This window comes from Pandoraea sp. E26 (assembly GCF_000681415.1).
Classification (GTDB): Bacteria; Pseudomonadota; Gammaproteobacteria; order Burkholderiales; family Burkholderiaceae; genus Pandoraea; species Pandoraea pnomenusa.
The window spans coordinates 1-19,434 of sequence record NZ_AYXJ01000049.1 but is presented as its reverse complement, the minus strand read 5'-3'; the positions used below and the strand labels follow the sequence as shown (position 1 = coordinate 19,434).

24 protein-coding genes are annotated in these 19,434 nt (G+C 58.0%); 23 read left to right on the top strand and 1 reads right to left on the bottom strand.

The genetic code is table 11. From position 1 onward, the window contains the following. The first annotated feature begins 143 nt into the window (after nucleotides 1-143). A complete protein-coding gene (locus W930_RS31185; RefSeq protein WP_080685279.1) occupies nucleotides 144-584 on the top strand; it encodes a tyrosine-type recombinase/integrase in 441 nt (146 codons plus the stop codon). On the opposite strand, the gene W930_RS28760 is transcribed toward W930_RS31185, so the two are convergent. Then, on the bottom strand, nucleotides 518-1,321 hold the full coding sequence (locus W930_RS28760) for an MBL fold metallo-hydrolase (protein ID WP_023594130.1): 804 nt from the start codon (nucleotides 1,319-1,321) through the stop codon (nucleotides 518-520). The genes W930_RS31185 and W930_RS28760 overlap by 67 nt on opposite strands. Before the next feature lie 714 nt (nucleotides 1,322-2,035). Between W930_RS28760 and W930_RS0124470 the strand changes: the two genes are divergently transcribed. The 22 genes from W930_RS0124470 (at nucleotide 2,036) to gstA (ending at nucleotide 19,403) form a co-directional block, all read left to right on the top strand. After that, nucleotides 2,036-2,260, top strand: coding sequence for a phenol hydroxylase subunit (locus W930_RS0124470; protein ID WP_023594129.1), 225 nt, complete (start codon nucleotides 2,036-2,038; stop codon nucleotides 2,258-2,260). Nucleotides 2,261-2,347: 87 nt separating this feature from the next. After that, nucleotides 2,348-3,343, top strand: a complete 996-nt coding sequence (locus W930_RS0124465; RefSeq protein ID WP_023872364.1) for an aromatic/alkene monooxygenase hydroxylase subunit beta — start codon at nucleotides 2,348-2,350, stop codon at nucleotides 3,341-3,343. 39 nt (nucleotides 3,344-3,382) lie between these two features. Continuing rightward, entirely contained in the window at nucleotides 3,383-3,652 is a 270-nt protein-coding gene (locus tag W930_RS0124460; RefSeq protein WP_011875724.1) for an MmoB/DmpM family protein, read from the top strand. 22 nt (nucleotides 3,653-3,674) lie between these two features. Continuing rightward, a complete protein-coding gene (locus tag W930_RS0124455) occupies nucleotides 3,675-5,234 on the top strand; it encodes an aromatic/alkene/methane monooxygenase hydroxylase/oxygenase subunit alpha (protein ID WP_023872365.1) in 1,560 nt (519 codons plus the stop codon). After that, nucleotides 5,231-5,587, top strand: a complete 357-nt coding sequence (locus W930_RS0124450) for a phenol hydroxylase subunit P4 (protein WP_023872366.1) — start codon at nucleotides 5,231-5,233, stop codon at nucleotides 5,585-5,587. The genes W930_RS0124455 and W930_RS0124450 overlap by 4 nt, the downstream gene beginning before the upstream one ends. Before the next feature lie 78 nt (nucleotides 5,588-5,665). After that, nucleotides 5,666-6,730 (top strand): NADH:ubiquinone reductase (Na(+)-transporting) subunit F, encoded by a 1,065-nt coding sequence (locus W930_RS0124445; RefSeq protein ID WP_023872367.1) that lies wholly within the window; start codon nucleotides 5,666-5,668, stop codon nucleotides 6,728-6,730. Between the two features lie 2 nt (nucleotides 6,731-6,732). Then, on the top strand, nucleotides 6,733-7,089 hold the full coding sequence (locus tag W930_RS0124440; RefSeq protein ID WP_011516091.1) for a 2Fe-2S iron-sulfur cluster-binding protein: 357 nt from the start codon (nucleotides 6,733-6,735) through the stop codon (nucleotides 7,087-7,089). A gap of 17 nt (nucleotides 7,090-7,106) precedes the next feature. Beyond that, nucleotides 7,107-8,051 (top strand): catechol 2,3-dioxygenase, encoded by a 945-nt coding sequence (locus tag W930_RS0124435; RefSeq protein ID WP_023872369.1) that lies wholly within the window; start codon nucleotides 7,107-7,109, stop codon nucleotides 8,049-8,051. A 21-nt stretch (nucleotides 8,052-8,072) separates the two neighbouring features. Then, nucleotides 8,073-8,522: a heme-binding protein gene (locus tag W930_RS0124430; protein ID WP_023872370.1), complete on the top strand. Its 450-nt coding sequence runs from the start codon at nucleotides 8,073-8,075 to the stop codon at nucleotides 8,520-8,522. 66 nt (nucleotides 8,523-8,588) lie between these two features. Beyond that, a complete protein-coding gene (locus W930_RS0124425; RefSeq protein WP_023872371.1) occupies nucleotides 8,589-10,100 on the top strand; it encodes a 2-hydroxymuconic semialdehyde dehydrogenase in 1,512 nt (503 codons plus the stop codon). A gap of 2 nt (nucleotides 10,101-10,102) precedes the next feature. After that, nucleotides 10,103-10,885, top strand: a complete 783-nt coding sequence (gene dmpE, locus W930_RS0124420) for a 2-oxopent-4-enoate hydratase (RefSeq protein ID WP_023872372.1) — start codon at nucleotides 10,103-10,105, stop codon at nucleotides 10,883-10,885. A 78-nt stretch (nucleotides 10,886-10,963) separates the two neighbouring features. Beyond that, on the top strand, nucleotides 10,964-11,875 hold the full coding sequence (locus tag W930_RS0124415; RefSeq protein ID WP_023594121.1) for an acetaldehyde dehydrogenase (acetylating): 912 nt from the start codon (nucleotides 10,964-10,966) through the stop codon (nucleotides 11,873-11,875). A gap of 19 nt (nucleotides 11,876-11,894) precedes the next feature. Continuing rightward, nucleotides 11,895-12,941 carry a 4-hydroxy-2-oxovalerate aldolase gene (gene dmpG / locus W930_RS0124410; RefSeq protein WP_023594120.1) on the top strand — a complete coding sequence of 349 codons (1,047 nt, stop codon included), beginning with the start codon at nucleotides 11,895-11,897 and terminating at the stop codon, nucleotides 12,939-12,941. Beyond that, the gene (dmpH, locus tag W930_RS0124405; protein WP_023594119.1) at nucleotides 12,938-13,726 is read left to right on the top strand and encodes a 2-oxo-3-hexenedioate decarboxylase; all 789 of its coding nucleotides are present in this window, start codon (nucleotides 12,938-12,940) and stop codon (nucleotides 13,724-13,726) included. Before dmpG ends, dmpH begins: the two co-directional genes overlap by 4 nt. 11 nt (nucleotides 13,727-13,737) lie before the next feature. Then, on the top strand, nucleotides 13,738-13,929 hold the full coding sequence (locus W930_RS0124400) for a 2-hydroxymuconate tautomerase (RefSeq protein WP_011516083.1): 192 nt from the start codon (nucleotides 13,738-13,740) through the stop codon (nucleotides 13,927-13,929). A 57-nt stretch (nucleotides 13,930-13,986) separates the two neighbouring features. Further along, on the top strand, nucleotides 13,987-15,489 hold the full coding sequence (locus W930_RS0124395) for an aromatic/alkene/methane monooxygenase hydroxylase/oxygenase subunit alpha (RefSeq protein WP_023594118.1): 1,503 nt from the start codon (nucleotides 13,987-13,989) through the stop codon (nucleotides 15,487-15,489). A 68-nt stretch (nucleotides 15,490-15,557) separates the two neighbouring features. Continuing rightward, nucleotides 15,558-15,824, top strand: a complete 267-nt coding sequence (locus tag W930_RS0124390; protein ID WP_023872373.1) for a toluene-4-monooxygenase system B family protein — start codon at nucleotides 15,558-15,560, stop codon at nucleotides 15,822-15,824. 55 nt (nucleotides 15,825-15,879) lie between these two features. Then, a complete protein-coding gene (locus tag W930_RS0124385; protein ID WP_023594116.1) occupies nucleotides 15,880-16,215 on the top strand; it encodes a Rieske 2Fe-2S domain-containing protein in 336 nt (111 codons plus the stop codon). A gap of 40 nt (nucleotides 16,216-16,255) precedes the next feature. Continuing rightward, nucleotides 16,256-16,570 carry an MmoB/DmpM family protein gene (locus W930_RS0124380; RefSeq protein ID WP_023594115.1) on the top strand — a complete coding sequence of 105 codons (315 nt, stop codon included), beginning with the start codon at nucleotides 16,256-16,258 and terminating at the stop codon, nucleotides 16,568-16,570. Between the two features lie 54 nt (nucleotides 16,571-16,624). Further along, entirely contained in the window at nucleotides 16,625-17,611 is a 987-nt protein-coding gene (locus W930_RS0124375) for an aromatic/alkene monooxygenase hydroxylase subunit beta (RefSeq protein ID WP_023594114.1), read from the top strand. A 99-nt stretch (nucleotides 17,612-17,710) separates the two neighbouring features. After that, nucleotides 17,711-18,733, top strand: coding sequence for a 2Fe-2S iron-sulfur cluster-binding protein (locus W930_RS0124370; protein ID WP_023872374.1), 1,023 nt, complete (start codon nucleotides 17,711-17,713; stop codon nucleotides 18,731-18,733). Nucleotides 18,734-18,797: 64 nt separating this feature from the next. After that, on the top strand, nucleotides 18,798-19,403 hold the full coding sequence (gene gstA, locus W930_RS0124365) for a glutathione transferase GstA (RefSeq protein WP_023872375.1): 606 nt from the start codon (nucleotides 18,798-18,800) through the stop codon (nucleotides 19,401-19,403). The last annotated feature ends 31 nt before the right edge of the window (nucleotides 19,404-19,434 follow it).

Sequence of the window (19,434 nt, the reverse complement as noted above, 5' to 3'; positions counted from 1 at the left end):
TTTTGAAACGGTCTCTTAAGCAAATATCGCGCCATACAGCCGTTGGATGGCGAGGCATGGGCATGCCGGCCTTGCTGGGAATGGCTCCAAGCATGTGATCGTGAAGTCTGTCCGCAGGCAGGGCTGCCCGGGATAATCGATAAATGATTTATCGATGTCTCGAACAAAGCGATAACGGAATGCCAACCTCGCTGCCATTCATCGTCCCTGACGTCGCGGGAACTGTCAGCGATGCCGCGATGGTTGCGAGCGCGACGCAGTGGGCATCAGTACACCGCAGCCACATCAGCCGGGAGATTCTTGAAAAGGCGATCTACCCAGTAATACTGGTCGGGCAATCGTTCGATTTCCTGTTCGAGAAACGCATTCATGCGGGTTGCGTCAGTGGCATCGACGCCCCAACTACGGGAGCACATCAGTTTCGCCACGGACTGGCTGCCGACATGCTGCGCCATGGCGCATCGCTGAGCGAGATTGGGGAGATCTTAGGGCATCGTGATCCACAGACGACTATGATCTATACAAAGATCGACATCGAGGCACTGCGGACGCTGGCTGTACCGTGGCCGGGAGGTGCGCAATGAACACGCTCCGGCAGGCCGTCCACGACTATTTGAACCTCAGGCGCAGCCTGGGATTCAAGTTGAATGAACCGGGCCGAGCATTGCTCGACTTCGCCGCCTTCATGGAGCGGCACAATGCTCCCTACATTAATCAGGCGTTGGTTCTTGCCTGGGCTCAACAACCAGCCGACGTCCAACCTGCGACCGCCGGGGAAGTCGCACCGTGCCGTGCCGTAGTCGGGCATGAACAGCGTGTCGCCCACGAACGCCGCGGCGGGCGCATCGGGGGCAACACTGTCCTCGATCACATAGGTCATGCACGCGGGCGTGTGGCTGGGGGTGTGCATGGCCTGCACCTGCAGCGTGCCGACCGTGAAGGTCTCGCCGTCGTCGAACAGGTGGTCGAACTGCCGGCCATCGCGCGCGAATTCCGGCTCCGCGTTGAAGAGCTGTCCGAACGCCTTCTGCACGGTGCGGATGTTCTCACCGATGCCAGTTCTGCCACCGAGCAGCGACTGGAGGTACGGTGCGGCGCTCAGGTGATCGGCGTGCACGTGCGTCTCCAGAAGCCACTGCACGCTCGCGCCCAGCTCGCGCACGCGCTCGGCAATGCGGTCCGCACCGGCGCGCGAGGTGCGGCCGGACTTGGGGTCGTAGCCGAGCACGCTGTCGATGATGGCGCACTGGCCGCTCTTCGTGTCCAGCACGATGTAGCTGAAGGTGCTGCTGTCCTCGTCAAAGAAGGGTTCGATCTGCACGGTGTTTCGCCTCCGAAAACTAAGCAGTCACATAGCAAATGACCACAAACCCTCGCGACGCTTTGCGTTCGGATGAATTGTTCCTACCGAACGCAACCTTCCCAGGATAGGAAGAAAGGGCTCCCCACACGCTGCCAGAATTAGATTAAGCCAGACTAAAGACTCTGCCAACGTCTGCGTTTTGGGCGCGGGAAACCTCATGGCAAACTGCTCTGCGAGGGAATCGAGGATGAAGGGACTGCGCTGCCGCCAGTCGGCTCGTTCTTCAGAAGACGAAACGTATTTAACAGAACCGACAGAGCCTTGCTGGGGTGTGCATTTCAGAAATTTCTGATCTGAGCGACCTGCGCCCTTTCCTAGTTCGCGAATTTTATGACAGCACCCCAGAGATTTTGCGATGTGCGATTGCACAATGAGCTTGACCTCATTCGCTGGCACCTCCGTAGATACCCTGTGTTGTATCGATTCTGTGTGACGGTTGTGCGTCCTTCGGTTTGTGCCTGGCAGAAGGCGGCGCCCAAACGCAGGAAGCATCTGGCCGTTTAACGCAGGATGCTTGGAACGAATTGCGACAGATGACGATCCCGCAGCAGCTCACCTGTAAATGCATTGCTGCAAAGCAGCAATAATGGCTCATTGCTGCCGATGGCATGGGGCTTGCATTGAGATATGAAAACACAGAATCGTGAAAACACAGAATCGGAGACACAGGCGATGCACAAGCAAGCAGCCCTTGAGGCGGAACCCAGGTTCGATCCGAACCTCAGGTTTGTCAGCGTTACCGCCATCAACACACAGGGATTCGTCCAGTTCGAATTTTCAGTCGGCACCCCCGAGCTCTGTGTCGAGCTCATGCTGCCTATTGCTGCGTTCGAAGAATTTTGCCTCGCGCAGAAGGTGAGGCGATTGGATGCCTTCGGCGAGATTGTGCGGCATTGATTTTCTTGTGAGCAGCGCCGAGCAGCCTGATGAAGCGCGCCTAGTCTGATCGCATCCCATCCCGGTTCACAACCACAGGAGCAGTTAATGACCATCGATTTGAAGACGCGGGAAATCAAACCACTGCGTCACACCTACACGCACGTGGCTCAATACATCGGAGCCAATAAAGCCGCTTCGCGCTATCAGGAAGGCACTGTAGGTGCTCAACCGGCAGCGAATTTTCATTACCGGCCCACGTGGGATCCCGAGCATGAACTGTTCGACACGTCGCGCACCGCGATCCAAATGAAGGACTGGTATGCGCTGAAAGACCCGCGTCAGTTCTACTACGCGTCGTGGACGATGACCCGAGCGCGGCAGCAAGACGCGATGGAATCCAACTTCGAGTTTGTCGAGTCGCGCGGCATGATCGATCTCGTTTCCGATGAGGTTCGACAACAGGCGCTTTCCGTTCTCGTGCCTTTGCGCCACGCGGCCTGGGGCGCGAACATGAACAACTCCCAGATCTGTGCCCTGGGTTATGGCACGACCTTCACTGCGCCGGCTATGTTCCACGCAATGGACAATCTGGGTGTAGCGCAGTATCTCACGCGACTGGCACTAGTAATGTCCGGACCCGATCTTCTTGACGAAGCCAAGCAAGCCTGGCTGACAAGTCCCGATTGGCAATCGTTGCGTCGTTATGTGGAAAACACTCTGGTGCTGCAAGATCCGGTGGAACTGTTCATCGCCCAAAATCTGGCGCTCGACGGTCTTCTTTATCCCATGATCTACGGCGCTTTCGTCGACGATTACATCGCACTCAACGGTGGTAGCGCAGTGGCAATGCTAACCACTTTCATGCCCGAGTGGCATGACGAATCCAGTCGCTGGGTCGATGCGGTAGTAAAGACCATGGCGACGGAATCGGTGGATAACAAAGCGCTGCTCATTCACTGGTTGCGTACCTGGGAAGATCAGGCGGCGTCAGCGTTGTTGCCTGTCGCTGAAATGGCTTTGGCGGAAAACGGCCACGACGCCTTGGAAGAAGTAAGGCAGCAACTTCGTGCCCGCGTTGCGAAGGCCGGGATTGTTCTGTAACCCCTAATTTATATTCCTGACCGTCATAGAGGAATGTTCATGTCTAACGTATTTATCGCGTTTCAGGCTAACGAGGAGTCTCGACCGGTGGTGGAGGCGATTCTCGCTGATAACCCTAAGGCGGTCGCCACAGAATCGCCTGGCATGGTGAAGATCGATGCGCCCGGGCATCTCACAATAAATCGTCAAAGCATCGAAGACCGGATCGGCATGAAGTTCGATCTCCAGCAAATCCACATCAACCTGATCACCTTGTCCGGATATATCGACGAGGATGACGAACAGTTCACGCTGAGCTGGAAACACTGAACACGGCAAAGAGGAAATTGAAATGGACACTTCTGTGCAGAAGAAGAAACTCGGTTTAAAGGATCGCTACGCAGCGATGACCCGCGGTCTTGGCTGGCAGACCAGCTACCAGCCGATGGAGAAAGTGTTTCCGTACGACAAGTACGAAGGCATCAAGATCCACGATTGGGATAAATGGGAAGACCCCTTCCGCCTGACCATGGACGCCTACTGGAAATATCAGGGCGAGAAGGAAAAAAAGCTTTACGCCGTCATCGACGCTTTCGCGCAGAACAACGGGCAGTTGAGCATTTCCGACGCGCGATATGTCAACGCACTCAAGGTGTTTATCCAGGGTGTGACACCGTTGGAGTATATGGCACACCGAGGTTTTGCCCACGTTGGTCGGCATTTTACGGGTGAAGGGGCACGTGTTGCTTGCCAGATGCAGTCCATCGACGAGCTGCGTCACTTCCAGACCGAAATGCATGCTCTCTCGCACTACAACAAGTATTTTAACGGTCTGCACAACTCCATCCATTGGTACGACCGGGTTTGGTATTTGTCGGTGCCCAAGTCATTTTTTGAAGACGCGGCCACCGGTGGACCGTTCGAGTTTCTTACCGCGGTGAGCTTTTCGTTCGAATATGTGTTGACCAACCTGCTGTTTGTCCCCTTCATGTCGGGTGCTGCTTACAACGGGGACATGTCGACGGTCACCTTCGGTTTTTCGGCGCAAAGTGACGAATCGCGCCACATGACACTCGGCATCGAATGCATCAAGTTCATGCTGGAACAGGATCCGGACAACGTGCCCATCGTGCAGCGCTGGATCGACAAGTGGTTCTGGCGCGGCTATCGGCTGTTGAGCATCGTGGCCATGATGCAGGACTACATGCTGCCCAACCGGGTGATGAGCTGGCGCGAGAGCTGGGAGATGTACGTCGAGCAGAACGGCGGCGCGCTGTTCAAGGATCTGGCGCGTTACGGCATCCGCAAGCCCAAGGGCTGGGACCAGGCTTGCGAAGGCAAGGACCACATCAGCCATCAGACCTTCGCCGTGTTCTATAACTATAACGCCGCGGCCCCCATCCACACCTGGGTTCCCACAGAAGAAGAAATGGGGTGGCTGTCGGAGAAGTACCCCGAGACGTTCGACAAGTATTACCGTCCGCGTTGGGACTACTGGCGCGAGCAGGCCGCCAAGGGCAACCGTTTCTACAACAAGACGCTGCCGATGCTCTGCACTACCTGCCAGATTCCGATGATATTCACCGAGCCTGGCGACGCAACCAAGATCTGCTATCGCGAGTCGGACTACCTCGGCGACAAGTATCACTTCTGCAGCGACCACTGCAAGGAGATTTTTGACAACGAACCCGAGAAGTTCGTGCAGTCATGGCTTCCGCCGCAGCAAGTTTATCAAGGAAACTGTTTCAAGCCGGATGCCGATCCGACCAAGGAAGGTTTCGATCCCTTGATGGCCTTGCTCGACTACTACAACCTGAATGTAGGCCGGGACAACTTCGATTTCGAGGGGTCGGAAGACCAAAAGAACTTTGCTGCCTGGCGTGGAGAGGTCTTGCAAGGAGAAGTCAAATGAGCGTTGTTGCCCTCAAACCCTACAAGTTCCCGGCACGAGACGCGCGCGAAAACTTTCCGGCGCCGTTGCTGTTTATCGGCTGGGAAGACCATCTGTTGTTTGCGGCACCTGTTGCCTTGCCCCTGCCGTCGGACACGTTGTTCGGTGCGCTGTGCACCCAGGTGTTGCCCGGCACTTATGGCTATCACCCCGATTTCTCAAAAATCGACTGGAGCCAGGTGCAGTGGTTTAGGTCCGGCCAGCCGTGGCATCCCGAACCAGCGAAGTCGCTGGCTGAAAACGGTCTGACGCACAAAGACGTGATCCGCTTTCGCACGCCTGGCTTGAACGGTCTGAGCGGTTCCTGCAATTGAGATTGCGTCATGGCAGCGCAATCACACCGCGGCCGAAGTTACAGGCCGTGGTGTGATTGGCCTCCGGCGATTTGAACAATGACCTATCAACTCAACATTCAGCCCCTGGGTGCCACCATTGAGGTGGAGGAAGGGCAAACTATACTCGACGCGGCCTTGCGCCAAGGCATTTACATCCCGCACGCGTGTGGTCACGGGCTATGTGGAACCTGCAAGGTGCAGGTGTGTGACGGAGAAGTCGATCTCGGCGATGCGAATCCCTTCGCGCTGATGGACTTCGAGCGCGAGGAGCGCAAGGCGTTGGCCTGCTGTGCCACCTTGCTCGATGACACGACCATCGAGGCCGACATCGAGGAAGACCCGGACGCCGAAGTCATCCCGGTCGAGGATTTCAATGCCGAGGTGACACGCATCGAGCAACTCACACCGACGATCAAAGCCGTCTTCCTGAGACTCGATCAACCGATTCATTTTCAGGCGGGTCAGTACGTGCAACTTGAAATTCCCGAGTTGCGCCAGACACGGGCGTTTTCCATCGCCAATTCACCTGCGGACGTCGCAGCAACGGGAGAGATCGAGCTCAATATTCGCCGGGTTCCGGGAGGACAGGGCACGGGTTACATCCATGAACAACTGGCGGTGGGGAACATTCTGCACGTGACGGGTCCCTATGGCCGGTTTTTCGTGCGCAGGTCAGCCGACCAGCCCATGGTTTTCATGGCAGGTGGTTCAGGCCTGTCGAGCCCTCGGTCGATGGTTCTCGACTTGTTGCAAAGCGGATGGAGCAAGCCTATCACTCTGGTCTATGGCCAGCGCAATGAGGCAGAACTGTATTACGACGAGGAGTTCCGCGAGCTCAGCCAGCGGTATTCGAACTTCAGCTACGTGCCGGCGCTATCGGAAAAAGCAGAAGGTGCGACGCATCCCTTGGCGCAGGGTTTCGTTCACGAGGTCGCCAAGGCTCATTTCCAGAACAACTTTTCCGGCCACAAAGCCTATTTGTGCGGGCCGCCGGCGATGATCGACGCCTGCGTCACGACCCTGATCCAGGGCCGGTTGTTCGAACGCGACATCTATTTTGAGAAGTTCATTTCCGCAGCCGATGCCCAACAAGTACGCAGTCCGCTTTTCAAGAGGGTGTGATCGTGACTACTCAGGACGGGAAGGTCTACGTGACCGTCAAGCAGACCGGCGAGCGTTTCAGCTGCGCTCTCGGTGAGTCTCTGCTTGCCGGCATGGCACGCCTTGGGCGTCGCGGCATACCAGTTGGTTGCCTTAGCGGCGGGTGCGGGGTGTGTAAGGTCGCAGTGTGCAGAGGCAGCGTGCGCAAAACTGGAGCAATGAGCCGTGCGCACATTTCCGAGGCGGAAGAAGCGCAAGGTGTGGTGCTGGCGTGCCGGGTGGCGCCCACCGATGATGTAGAACTGGAGGTGGTCGGCAAGATGCAAAAGCCCTTTTTCAAAGGGTTGAGCTTTCAGGTAGCCCAAGATTCAACGAAATAAGCCGAAGGAGATAGACCATGGGTGTGATGCGAATCGGCCATGCCAGTCTGAAAGTGATGGACATGGCGTTGGCAATCAAGCACTACGAAAACGTCCTGGGAATGAAAAGGACGATGGAGGACGAACATGGAAACGTGTACCTCAAGTGCTGGGACGAATGGGACAAGTACTCCGTTATTCTGACGCCGTCCGATCTAGCAGGGCTCAACCATGTCGCCTACAAGGTTGAGCACGATGCCGACCTGGACGCGCTGCAAAAGCGTATCGAAGCCTATGGCTTCAAGACACAAATGCTCCCCGAAGGTACCCTTCCTTCGACCGGTCGTATGCTGCAGTTCAACCTGCCGAGCGGACATGAGATGCGTCTGTTTGCGACGAAGGAATATGTGGGCACCGGAGTCGGAACGACCAATCCTGACCCGTGGCCCGATGACGTCAAGGGGGCAGGCGCCCATTGGCTGGATCACTGCCTATTGATGTGTGAACTCAATCCGGAGACGGGCGTGAATCGGGTGGCGGAAAATACCCGGTTCATGAAGGAATGCCTGGACTTTTATCTGGCTGAGCAAGTTATGGTAGGTCCGGATAGTAGCATTCAGGCTGCAACGTGGATGTTCCGCACGTCCACGCCGCACGACATCGCCTTCGTAGGTGGGCCTCGCAATGGCTTGCACCACATTGCCTTCTTCCTCGACTCGTGGCATGACGTACTGAAATCGGCTGACGTCATGGCCAAGAACAAGGTCAAGATCGACGTGGCGCCGACTCGCCATGGGATTACCCGCGGGGAGACGATCTATTTCTTCGATCCAAGTGGGAATCGCAACGAGACCTTTGCCGGCCTGGGCTACCTCGCTCAACCTGATCGGCCTGTGACGACCTGGACGGAAGAGCATCTCGGCAGCGGCATCTTCTATCACACCGGTGAGTTGGTCCAGTCATTCACCGAGGTTTACACCTGACTGCCACGCAGGAGATAGCACATGATTCAGGCTGACTCACTTCATAGCGTCGAGGCGCGGCTGATCAACTGGCCTGCGGCTAACCGCGTCGTCGAGGCAGCTGCGCTGCACGCGCAGCGCCTCGGCGTATGCGTGAACATCGCGGTGGTCGATGTGGCGGGGAATCTTGCCGCGTTTCTGCGCATGCCTGGAGCGCCGTTGCACTCCATCGAGATCGCCATCGACAAGGCATACACGGCAGCCAGTTTCGGCTTACCGACCAGTCGGTGGAGTGAGGCCTTGCTGAGTCATTCCGAAGCGGTCCGCCAAGGCATCGTGCGAAGGCCCCGCTTCATCGCCTTCGGCGGTGGTTTGCCGATTGTTGAAAGTGGCCATCGCATCGGGGGTATTGGCGTGTCTGGCGGTACCGAAGAGCAGGACGAGCACTGTGCGCAAGCCGGATTGACCCTGCTAGGTCTAACTCAAACCTGAATCTTTCCGGAAAGTCGACTGCCGCCGCGACCACATTTGCCTAACAAGGAAGTTTACTGAAACATCATGCTGATTACCGATCCCCAAGCGACCGCGAGCACTGGAAACCAATCCGGCGCTCGTGCTAAAGAAATCCACAACTTCATCAACGGCGAATATGTGCCGGGTCAGCGTTGGTTCGAGAAGCGCTCGCCGTTGAACAACGCGGTCATTGCCAAGGTGGCCGAAGCCGGCCGTGCCGAAGTCGACGCGGCGGTGGCTGCGGCGCAGGCCGCGCTCAAGGGAACGTGGGGGCGCATGAGCTTGGCCCAGCGCGTGGAAGTGCTGTACGCGGTGGCCGACGGCATCAACCGTCGTTTTGACGACTTCCTTGCCGCTGAGGTAGAGGACACGGGCAAGCCTATGAGCCTGGCGCGGCATGTGGACATTCCGCGTGGGGCGGCCAATTTCAAGATCTTCGCCGACGTGGTGAAGAACGTGCCCACTGAGTTTTTTGAAATGCCTACACCGGATGGTGTCGGGGCGATCAACTACGCCATGCGTCGACCGGTCGGGGTGGTCGGGGTGATCTGTCCATGGAACCTGCCACTGCTGCTGATGACCTGGAAAGTCGGCCCAGCGCTGGCCTGTGGCAACACCGTTGTGGTCAAGCCCTCCGAAGAGACGCCGCAGACCGCTGCATTGCTGGGCGAGGTGATGAACGCGGCGGGCGTGCCGCCAGGGGTCTACAACGTCGTGCACGGCTTCGGCCCCAACTCCACCGGCGAATTCCTCACCACCCACCGCGGCATCAACGCCATCACCTTCACCGGTGAAACCCGCACGGGTGCGGCCATCATGAAGGCCGCGGCTGACGGTGCGCGCCCCGTGAGTCTGGAGATGGGCGGCAAGAACGCTGCCATCGTGTTTGCCGACTGCGACTTCGACGCCGCCATTGAAGGCACGCTGCGCTCGTGCTTCGCCAACTGTGGCCAGGTCTGCCTGGGTACCGAGCGGGTATATGTCGAGCGCCCCATCTTCGATCGTTTTGTCTCCGCGCTCAAAAAAGGCGCTGAAGGCATGCAGCTCGGCCGCCCGGAAGATCCGGCCACCGGCATGGGCCCGCTGATTTCGCAAGAGCATCGTGACAAGGTGCTGTCGTATTACAAGAAGGCGGTTGAAGCGGGCGCGACGGTGGTGGCGGGCGGCGGTGTACCCGATATGCCGGAGGCGCTCAAAGGCGGCGCGTGGGTGCAGCCCACCATCTGGACGGGCTTGGGCGACGACTCGGTGATTGCCCGGGAGGAGATTTTCGGCCCTTGCGCGCTGGTCATGCCATTCGACAGCGAAGAAGAGGTGATCCGCCGTGCCAACGATAACGACTACGGCCTGGCCACGGCGATCTGGACCACCAATCTGTCGCGTGCGCACCGCGTGGCGGGGGCCATCGAGGTCGGCATTGCGTGGGTGAACTCCTGGTTCCTGCGCGATTTGCGCACGCCATTCGGCGGGGCCAAGCAGTCGGGTATCGGGCGCGAGGGCGGAGTCCACTCGCTGGAGTTCTACACGGAACTCAAAAACGTTTGCATCAAACTGTGATCATGGACAAAACTCAAATCACCCAGCTTGGCGACGCCCTGTATCAGGCACTGACCACGCGAACCGTGCTTGATCCGCTGACCGAGCGCCACCCCGATATGACGGTCGAGGACGCCTATCACATTCAGCAGCGCATGATCGAGCGTCGTGTGCAGGCCGGTGAAACCATCATCGGCAAGAAGATCGGCGTGACGTCGGCGGCCGTGATGAACATGCTTGGCGTGTATCAGCCGGATTTCGGCTACATGCTCGACGGCATGATCTACAACGAAGGGCAGTCGATCGAGATCGGCACGCTGATTCAGCCCAAGGCCGAAGGCGAGATCGCGTTCATCCTCAAGAAAGACCTGATGGGGCCGGGGGTGACCAACGCGGACGTGCTGGCGGCGACCGAATGCGTGATGCCGTGCTTTGAAATTGTCGATTCTCGCATCCGCGACTGGAAGATCAAGATTCAGGACACCGTGGCGGACAACGCCTCCTGTGGCGTATTCGTGCTGGGTGATCACGCGGTCGACCCACGCAAGCTCGACCTGACGCTGTGCGGCATGGTGATGGAGCGTAATGGCGAGATTATCGCCACGGGTTGCGGCGCGGCGGCACTGGGCTCACCGGTCAACGCGGTGGCCTGGCTGGCCAACACGCTGGGGCGTCTGGGCATTGCACTCAAGGCGGGCGAGGTGATCTTGTCCGGCGCGCTGGCGGCGATGTTCCCGGCCAAGGCGGGCGACAGTTTCCGCGTCAGCATTGGCGGTCTGGGCGGTTGTTCGGTCCGGTTTCACTGAACGCGCCTGGCCAGGCACCACGCCTGGCCGTTGTCGGATGCCGTGCGTAAAAGTCATTTTTATAGGAAGGACAACGTCATGAAAAAGATCAAATGTGCTCTGATCGGACCAGGCAATATCGGCACCGATCTGCTGGCCAAGCTCAAGCGCAGCTCGGTGCTGGAGCCGGTGTGGATGGTGGGCATCGACCCGGAATCGGAGGGGCTGAAACGAGCCCGTGAGCTCGGCATCAAAACCACGGCGGAAGGTGTCGAGGGGCTGCTGCCGCATGTGCTGGCCGATGGTGTGCAGATCGCGTTTGATGCCACCAGTGCATATGTTCACGCGGAAAACGCGCGCAAGCTTAACGCGCTGGGCGTGATGATGATCGATCTGACGCCGGCGGCAATCGGCCCGTACTGCGTACCGCCGGTCAATTTGAAAGAGCACCTGGGCAAACGCGAGATGAACGTGAACATGGTGACCTGTGGCGGGCAGGCCACCATTCCGATGGTCGCTGCGGTCTCGCGCGTGCAGCCGGTGGCATACGCAGAAATCGTCGCGACCGTATCGAGCCGCTCGGTGGGGCCCGGCACGCGCAAAAACATTGACGAATTCACGCGGACCACGGCCGGCGCGGTGGAAAAGGTGGGGCGCGCGAGGAAGGGCAAAGCCATCATCATCATCAACCCGGCGGAGCCGCCGCTGATGATGCGCGACACGATTCATTGCCTGACTGACACCGAGCCGGATCAGCAAAGGATTACCGAGTCCATCCACGCCATGATCGAAGAGGTCCAGAAGTACGTGCCCGGTTACCGGCTGGTCAACGGCCCGGTGTTTGACGGCAAGCGTGTGACGGTCTTCATGGAGGTGGCGGGCTTGGGGGACTATCTGCCCACGTACGCCGGCAACCTGGACATTATGACCGCTGCCGCGGCCCGGACCGCCGAGATGTTTGCCGAAGAGATGATTGCCGGCAATCTCACGCTCGAACCGACTGTCGCTTGAGCCGTCAAGGAGAACAGAGATGAACCTGCAAGGAAAAAAAATCACCGTCCACGACATGACGTTGCGTGACGGCATGCATCCGAAGCGCCACTTGATGACGCTGGAGCAGATGAAAAGCATTGCCTGCGGCCTGGACGCGGCGGGGATCCCCCTGATTGAAGTCACGCACGGCGATGGCCTGGGCGGCTCGTCGGTCAACTATGGCTTTCCGGCCCACAGCGATGAAGAATATCTGGGGGCCGTGATCCCGCTCATGAAGCAGGCCAAGGTCTCGGCTTTACTGTTGCCGGGCATCGGCACCGTCGATCATCTGAAGATGGCCAAGGAGCTTGGCGTGCACACCATCCGGGTGGCCACGCACTGCACCGAGGCTGACGTGTCGGAGCAGCACATCGCCCTGGCGCGCAAGCTTGAGATGGACACGGTGGGCTTCCTGATGATGGCGCATATGAACAGTCCTGAAGGGCTGGTCAGACAGGCAAAGCTGATGGAGTCATACGGCGCCAACTGTGTCTACATTACCGATTCGGCTGGCTACATGCTGCCCGATGATGTCAGGGCCAGCCTTGGCGCGGTGCGCGAGGCGCTCAAGCCGGAGACGGAACTGGGCTTTCACGGCCACCACAATCTGGCGATGGGGATCGCCAACTCCATTGCGGCCGTTGAGTGTGGCGCCACCCGCATCGACGCCGCCTCGGCTGGTCTCGGTGCGGGTGCGGGCAACACACCGATGGAGGTGCTGGTCGCCGTATGCGACCGAATGGGGATTCAGACCGGAGTGGATGTGTGGGCCATTCAGGACGTGGCCGAAGACCTAGTCCTGCCGATCATGGACTTCCCCATCCGGATCGACCGCGACTCGCTCACCCTCGGTTACGCCGGGGTCTACGGGTCGTTCCTGCTGTTTGCCAAGCGCGCCGAGCAAAAGTATGGCGTGCCGGCGCGCGAGATCCTGGTCGAGCTTGGGCGCCGGGGCATGGTCGGTGGCCAGGAAGACATGATTGAAGACACGGCCATCACGCTGGCCAAAGCGCGTGCGTCAAAGGCGCAGAAGGTGGCGGCATGAAACTGGATCGCGCCACCATTGCTCGCCTTGCAGAGCATCTCGAAAACTGCGAGCTCCATGCGCAAGACACGCTCAAGATCACCGATGAGCATCCCGAGATGGATTGGGATGACGCTTACGCGATCCAAGACGAAATTCGCCGCCGCAAGCTGGCCCGCGGCGAGAAGATCGTTGGGCTCAAAGCGGGATTGACCTCGCACGCCAAAATGAAGCAGATGGGAGTTGAGAGTCCTGTCTTCGGCTTCATGGCCGACTATTACGCGATCCCTGATGGCGGCACGTGCAAGACCGAGGCGCTGATCCATCCCAAGGTCGAGCCGGAAATCGCCTTTGTTACCAAAGCGCCGTTGAAAGGCCCGGGCTGTCATATCGGAGCGGTGCTGGCGGCGACTGACTTCGTGATGCCGGGCATCGAAGTCATTGACTCGCGCTACCGCGATTTCAAGTTCGATCTCAAAAGTGTGGTAGCGGACAACACGTCGGCCGCACGCTTTGTGGTGGGGGGGCGCGCACTGCCGGTGTCTGAGGTGGATCTGCGCACCGTAGGCATCGTGCTGGAGAAAAACGGTGAGCCGGTTGCGTTCGGGGCGGGCGCCGCGGTGCTGGGCCACCCGGCCGCGGCGATTGCGATGCTGGCCAATCATCTGGGCGCGCGTGGCGAGGAGATTCCGGCGGGCAGTTTGATTCTGTCGGGGGGGATCACGGAGGCCATTGCCGTGCGAGCGGGGGATGCCATCGCCCTGCGGGTGCAGGGGATGGGCAGCACCGGTTTGCGCTTCGTTTAAAGGAGATAGCCATGCCGATTGCGCAGCTGTACATCATCGAAGGCCGCGATGCGGAAAAGAAGGAGCGGCTGATCGCCGAGGTCACCGAGGCGATCCATCGCGCGATTGATGCGCCGGTGGAGTCCATCCGTGTGCTCATTACCGAAATGCCGAAAGAACACTTTGGAATCGCGGGTCAAAGCGCCAGGAAGCGAGGGCGTTAGGACGTTGTGTGTGGTGTGTTGAGGGCCAGTTGGCCTTAGAAATTATGGAGACTGAAAATGGCTTTGTTAAATCGGATGGACTGGTACGACCTTGCCAGGACGACTAACTGGTCGCCGAAGTACGTCACGGAGAGCGAGCTTTTTCCGCCCGAGCTCAGTGGAGATCACGGCATTCCCATGGAAAAGTGGGAGACCTACGACGAACCATACAAGCAGACTTACCCGGAGTATGTCAAAGTCCAACGCGAGAAGGACGCTGGCGCGTACTCCGTGAAGGCCGCGCTCGAGCGCAGCCAGATCTATGAAAGATCTGATCCGGGTTGGCTTACGGTGATGAAGCAGCATTATGGTGCCATTGCCCTCGCCGAATATTCCGCCTCGAGCGCCGAAGCACGGATGATGCGCTTCTCCAAGGCACCGGGCATGCGCAATATGGCGACCCTGGGAAGTATGGACGAAATTCGTCACGGTCAGATCCAGCTCTACTTTCCTCATGAGCACGTCTCGAAAGACCGTCAGTTCGACTGGGCTGCCAAGGCCTTCCATACCAACGAATGGGCAGCGATTGCCGCACGTCATTTCTTCGATGACATCATGATGACGCGCGACGCGATCAGCGTCGCCATCATGCTGACCTTCAGCTTTGAAACCGGCTTCACCAACATGCAGTTTCTTGGGCTGGCGGCAGACGCTGCGGAGGCCGGGGATCACACATTCTCCAGTCTGATCTCGAGTGTGCAGACCGACGAGTCGCGCCATGCACAGATCGGCGGTCCAACGCTCCAGATTCTGATCGAGAACGGCAAGAAAGCCGAGGCCCAGAAAAAGGTTGACATCGCTTTTTGGCGCGCGTGGAGGCTGTTTTCGGTGCTGACTGGGCCGGTGATGGACTACTACACCCCGCTCGAGCATCGCAAGCAGTCGTTCAAGGAGTTTATGCAGGAATGGATTGTTGCGCAGTTTGAACGCGCACTGAGCGATCTGGGGCTCGACAAGCCGTGGTATTGGGACACGTTCCTGCAGCAGCTCGATCAGCAGCATCATGGCATGCATTTGGGCGTCTGGTATTGGCGTCCTACCGTCTGGTGGAACCCGGCAGCCGGCGTCACGCCCGCAGAACGGGATTGGCTGGAAGAAAAATACCCTGGCTGGAACGACACCTGGGGCCAGTGCTGGGATGTGATCATCGACAATCTGGTCGACGGGAACATCGCGCAAACGTACCCGGAGACGTTGCCGATCGTGTGCAACATGTGCAACCTGCCGGTCAATTACACGCCGGGCAACGGGTGGGCCGTGCAGGATTATCCGCTCGAATACAACGGCAGGCTGTATCACTTCGGCTCGGAGCCGGATCGGTGGTGCTTTGAGCAGGAGCCGGAGCGTTATGCAGGCCATATGACTTTGGTGGACCGTTTCCTGGCTGGCTTGGTGCAGCCGATGGATCTGGGGGGCGCATTGGCTTACATGGGTCTGGCACCCGGCGAAATCGGTGATGACGCCCACGGCTACTCATGGGTGGACATTTACAAGAAGATGCGCATGAAGAAGGCAAGTTGAGCACTGCTGCCTGAAGAGCCGGTGGTATGACCACCGGCGCAACCACCAACCAAACAGAGGACTCCAAAATGGCTTTGTTTCCCTTGAGCTCCAATTTCGAAGGCGACTTCGTGCTTCAGCTGGTGGCGGTCGATACCGAGAACACCATGGACGAAGTGGCGGCCGCTGCTGCGCATCACTCCGTTGGACGGCGTGTGAAAGCGCGTCCCGGGCATATCCTGCGGGTGCGCCGGCAAGGTAGCAAGGAATGTTTGCCCCGAACGATGAAAGTGGCCGATTCGGGCCTCAAGCCGACCGAGTGTGTTGAGGTCATCTGGGAACCCGCCCAGCAATAACCAGGCATTCGGCAGTTGATGTGCTGGGGCCCCTTCATCAATAGAAAGGAAGTTCATGACATTTAAGAAAGTGTGCTCTCTGGACGATCTTTGGGAGGGCGAAATGGAGTCGTTCGAGGTCGATGGGCAGGAAATTCTGATGGTTTGGCCGCAGGGCGGCGACTTGAAGGCGTTCCAAGGTATTTGCCCACACCAGGACATTCCGCTCATTGAAGGCAAATTCGACGGCAAGACGGTGATCTGCAGGGCGCATCTTTGGCAGTTCGATGCCTGCTCTGGAAAAGGTATCAACCCGTCGGACTGTGCGCTGGCCGAGTACCCAATCAAGATCGAAGGCGATGCGGTATTTGTGAAAACCGAGGGTGTGAAGCCGCTGTTCGCACATACGTGAGCAGCATTCGGTCCGCCAATTCGAAAGCAAGGAGAAAGCTGTGACTAAAAACGATATTGCGTCGGCCCACCTTAACAACAGGGTGGGTCCGGTCATGCGTGCTGGCGAGCTCGCTGCGGCAGTAGTTGAGGCAGCGCGAGAGGACAACCCTGGCAAGGAAATTCGCGTGGACGACAAGCGCGCCTATTTGCGCATCGACACCGACGGGGAGTTAATCCTGCGCCGCGAAACGATTGAGCGGGCGCTGGGTCGGCCGTTCAAAATGCCTGACCTCGAGGTTGAATTGAGTTCGTTTGCCGGGCGTATTGAAACTATGCCCGATCAGGTCCGCTTCTACTTTGAGAAGCAAGTCTGAGTAGCGGTACCGGACAACATCCGCCCCACCAAGTAAAGATTCGAGGAGACAAGCATGTCTGAAGTTCAAGTTCTCAAGCCGCTCAAGACCTGGAGTCATCTCGCGACGCGGCGCCGCAAACCGAGCGAATACGAGATCGTTTCCACCAATTTGCACTACAACAAGAGGGATCCGAATGCTCCCTACGAGCTCGATCCGGATATGTGGATGAGCCGCTGGTTCAAGCAGCACACCCTCAATAGTCCGCTCAAGCACGACGATTGGAACGCGTTCCGCGATCCGGACGAAGTCATCTATCGCACGTACAACCTGATGCAGGACGGCCAGGAGACGTATGTCTTCGGGTTGTTCGACCAGTTCAATTCCCGTGAACATGATAAGTCGCTGGATCCCCGCTGGGCTGGTAAGCTGGCCCGGCTATATACCCCGGCCCGCTACCTGTTCCACACACTGCAAATGGCCTCCGCTTACGTCGGCCAGATGGCTCCAGCAAGCACTATCACCAACTGCCACTATTTTCAGATGGCCGATTCTTTCCGCTGGTTGAGCCATACGGCCTATCGTACGAAAGAGTTGTCGCTAGCATTCCAGGACAAGGGCTTTGGTAGCGACGAACGTAAATATTGGGAAGATGACGTCGCCTGGCAAGGCTTCCGTGAGCTTATGGAAAAGGTTCTCGTAACATGGGACTGGGCCGAAGCGTTTGTGGCGCTCAACCTGGTCGCCAAGCCGGCGGTGGAGGAATCGGTGCTGCGCAAGCTGGGCGAGTCCGGACGCCATAACGGAGATACTTTGCTAGGCCTGTTGACGGACGCCCAACTCATCGACGCGGCACGTCACAGGCGTTGGGCCACGGCGTTGGTCAAGATGGCGCTCGAAAAGCCAGGTAACGCCGAAGTTATCAAGAATTGGATTGCCAAGTGGGAATCGCTCGGCGATGCGGCTATCGATGCCTATTGCAGCACGCTTGCCGATGTACCAGACGCCTCGGAGTCGGCCAAGTCGGCGACTCGAGAGTTTCGTCGATCCCTGGGTCTGTAAGGAAAGACTTCCAGCCGATGCTGTCTCAGGGGGCCATCAAGAGCGCCTGGATCACGCGCTCTTGGTGATCTTGACAGCGTAATCACAGGGATTTCATGTATGTCTGAACATCAAATACTCATAGAGGGTGAGAAAACTGCCTTTGTCCAGACGGGGGAAGACACTGTCCTGCGGGCAGCTTTGCGCGCCGGAATAGGATTTCCCTATGAGTGCAACTCGGGCGGGTGTGGCAGCTGCAAGTTTGATCTTCTGGACGGAGAGGTCGAGAATCTTTGGCCAGACGCGCCAGGGCTGACCGAACGCGATCGGCGTAAAGGTCGTCTGTTAGCGTGCCAATGCAGAGCCAAGGGGAACATACAGATAAGGGTGCGCGTCGAGGCGGACCATCAATCTCAAGTGAGGCCGAAACGACTGCTGGCCAAGTTTGTGGAATCGCATGAAGTCACCCACGATATTCGCGAATTTCGCTTTGTGACGGATGGCCCGGCCACCTTTTTGGCGGGACAGTATGCGATGCTTTCGGTCCCTGGTGTGACCGCGCCGCGGGCCTACTCCATGTCTAACACCGGCAATGATCGAGGCGAGTGGCATTTCCAGATCCGGCGCGTGCCGCAAGGTAAAGCGACAGAGCAGTTTTTCCATCACCTTCGTGCGGGCGATCAACTGGAGATCGATGGACCTTACGGCCTTGCTTTCTTGAGAACGGAGGCCCCACGCGACATTGTTTGCGTAGCGGGCGGGTCGGGTCTTGCACCGATGGTGTCCATTGCACGTGGCGCGTCGCAGTCCGGCATGCTGGAAACACGCCATCTCCATTTTTTCTATGGTGGGAGAACGCCGTCAGACATTTGCGGAGAATCGTTTCTGCGCATGTTACGTGGCTACGACGAACGCATTCATTTTTACCCGGTCGTGTCTTTGCCGGGTGAGGCCTCCGGATCTCAGTGGAGCGGTGAAACGGGATTTGTTCATGACGTGGTTAGGCGCGTGTTCGGGGATACGCTGTCAAATTTTGAGTTTTATTTCGCCGGTCCTCCACCTATGACTCAGGCTCTTCAGGAGATGTTGATGATCGGCTACTGTGTTCCTTTCGAACAGCTTCATTTCGATCGTTTCTTTTAATGAGACGTCCACGCGACTTGCGATTAATGTCGACGCAAGTCTATTAATCAGAGGAGAGTAATCGATGAAACTCTACTACAGTCCTGGCGCTTGTTCGCTTTCACCGCACATCGTATTGCGTGAAATGGGCTTGACATTCGAGCTCGAAAAAGTCGATCTGCAAAGCAAAAAGACCGAGAGCGGTTCTGACTTTCGCAGCGTCAACCCCAATGGTTATGTGCCGCTGCTGGCTCTCGACGATGGGCAGGTGCTCACGGAAGGTCCGGCGATCGTACAGTACTTGGCCGATCGGGCTCCCGAAGCGCGGCTGGCGCCTGAAGCCGGGACGATGGAGCGCTATCGTTTGGTGGAATGGCTAAACTTTATTTCGACCGAGCTTCACAAGGCTTTTGCGCCGCTTTTCAATCCTAAAACGCCGGAAGAATGGAAAGCCATCGTAAATGATTTGATCGCGGCGCGTCTGGCTTATGTTGAAAAAAAGCTCGATGGTCAGGCCTATCTGATGGGAGATAACTTCACGGTTGCTGATGCTTATCTGTTCACCGTGCTGTCTTGGGGCAAGTGGGTCGGCGTAGATATCGGACGCTGGCCGACTTTGCAGAGCTATACGAATCGAATTTCTTCTCGCCCGACCGTGCAGGCCGCGCTCAGAGCCGAGGGGCTGATCTAACGAAGACCGATCTTAGTCTCTAGCTTCAAGT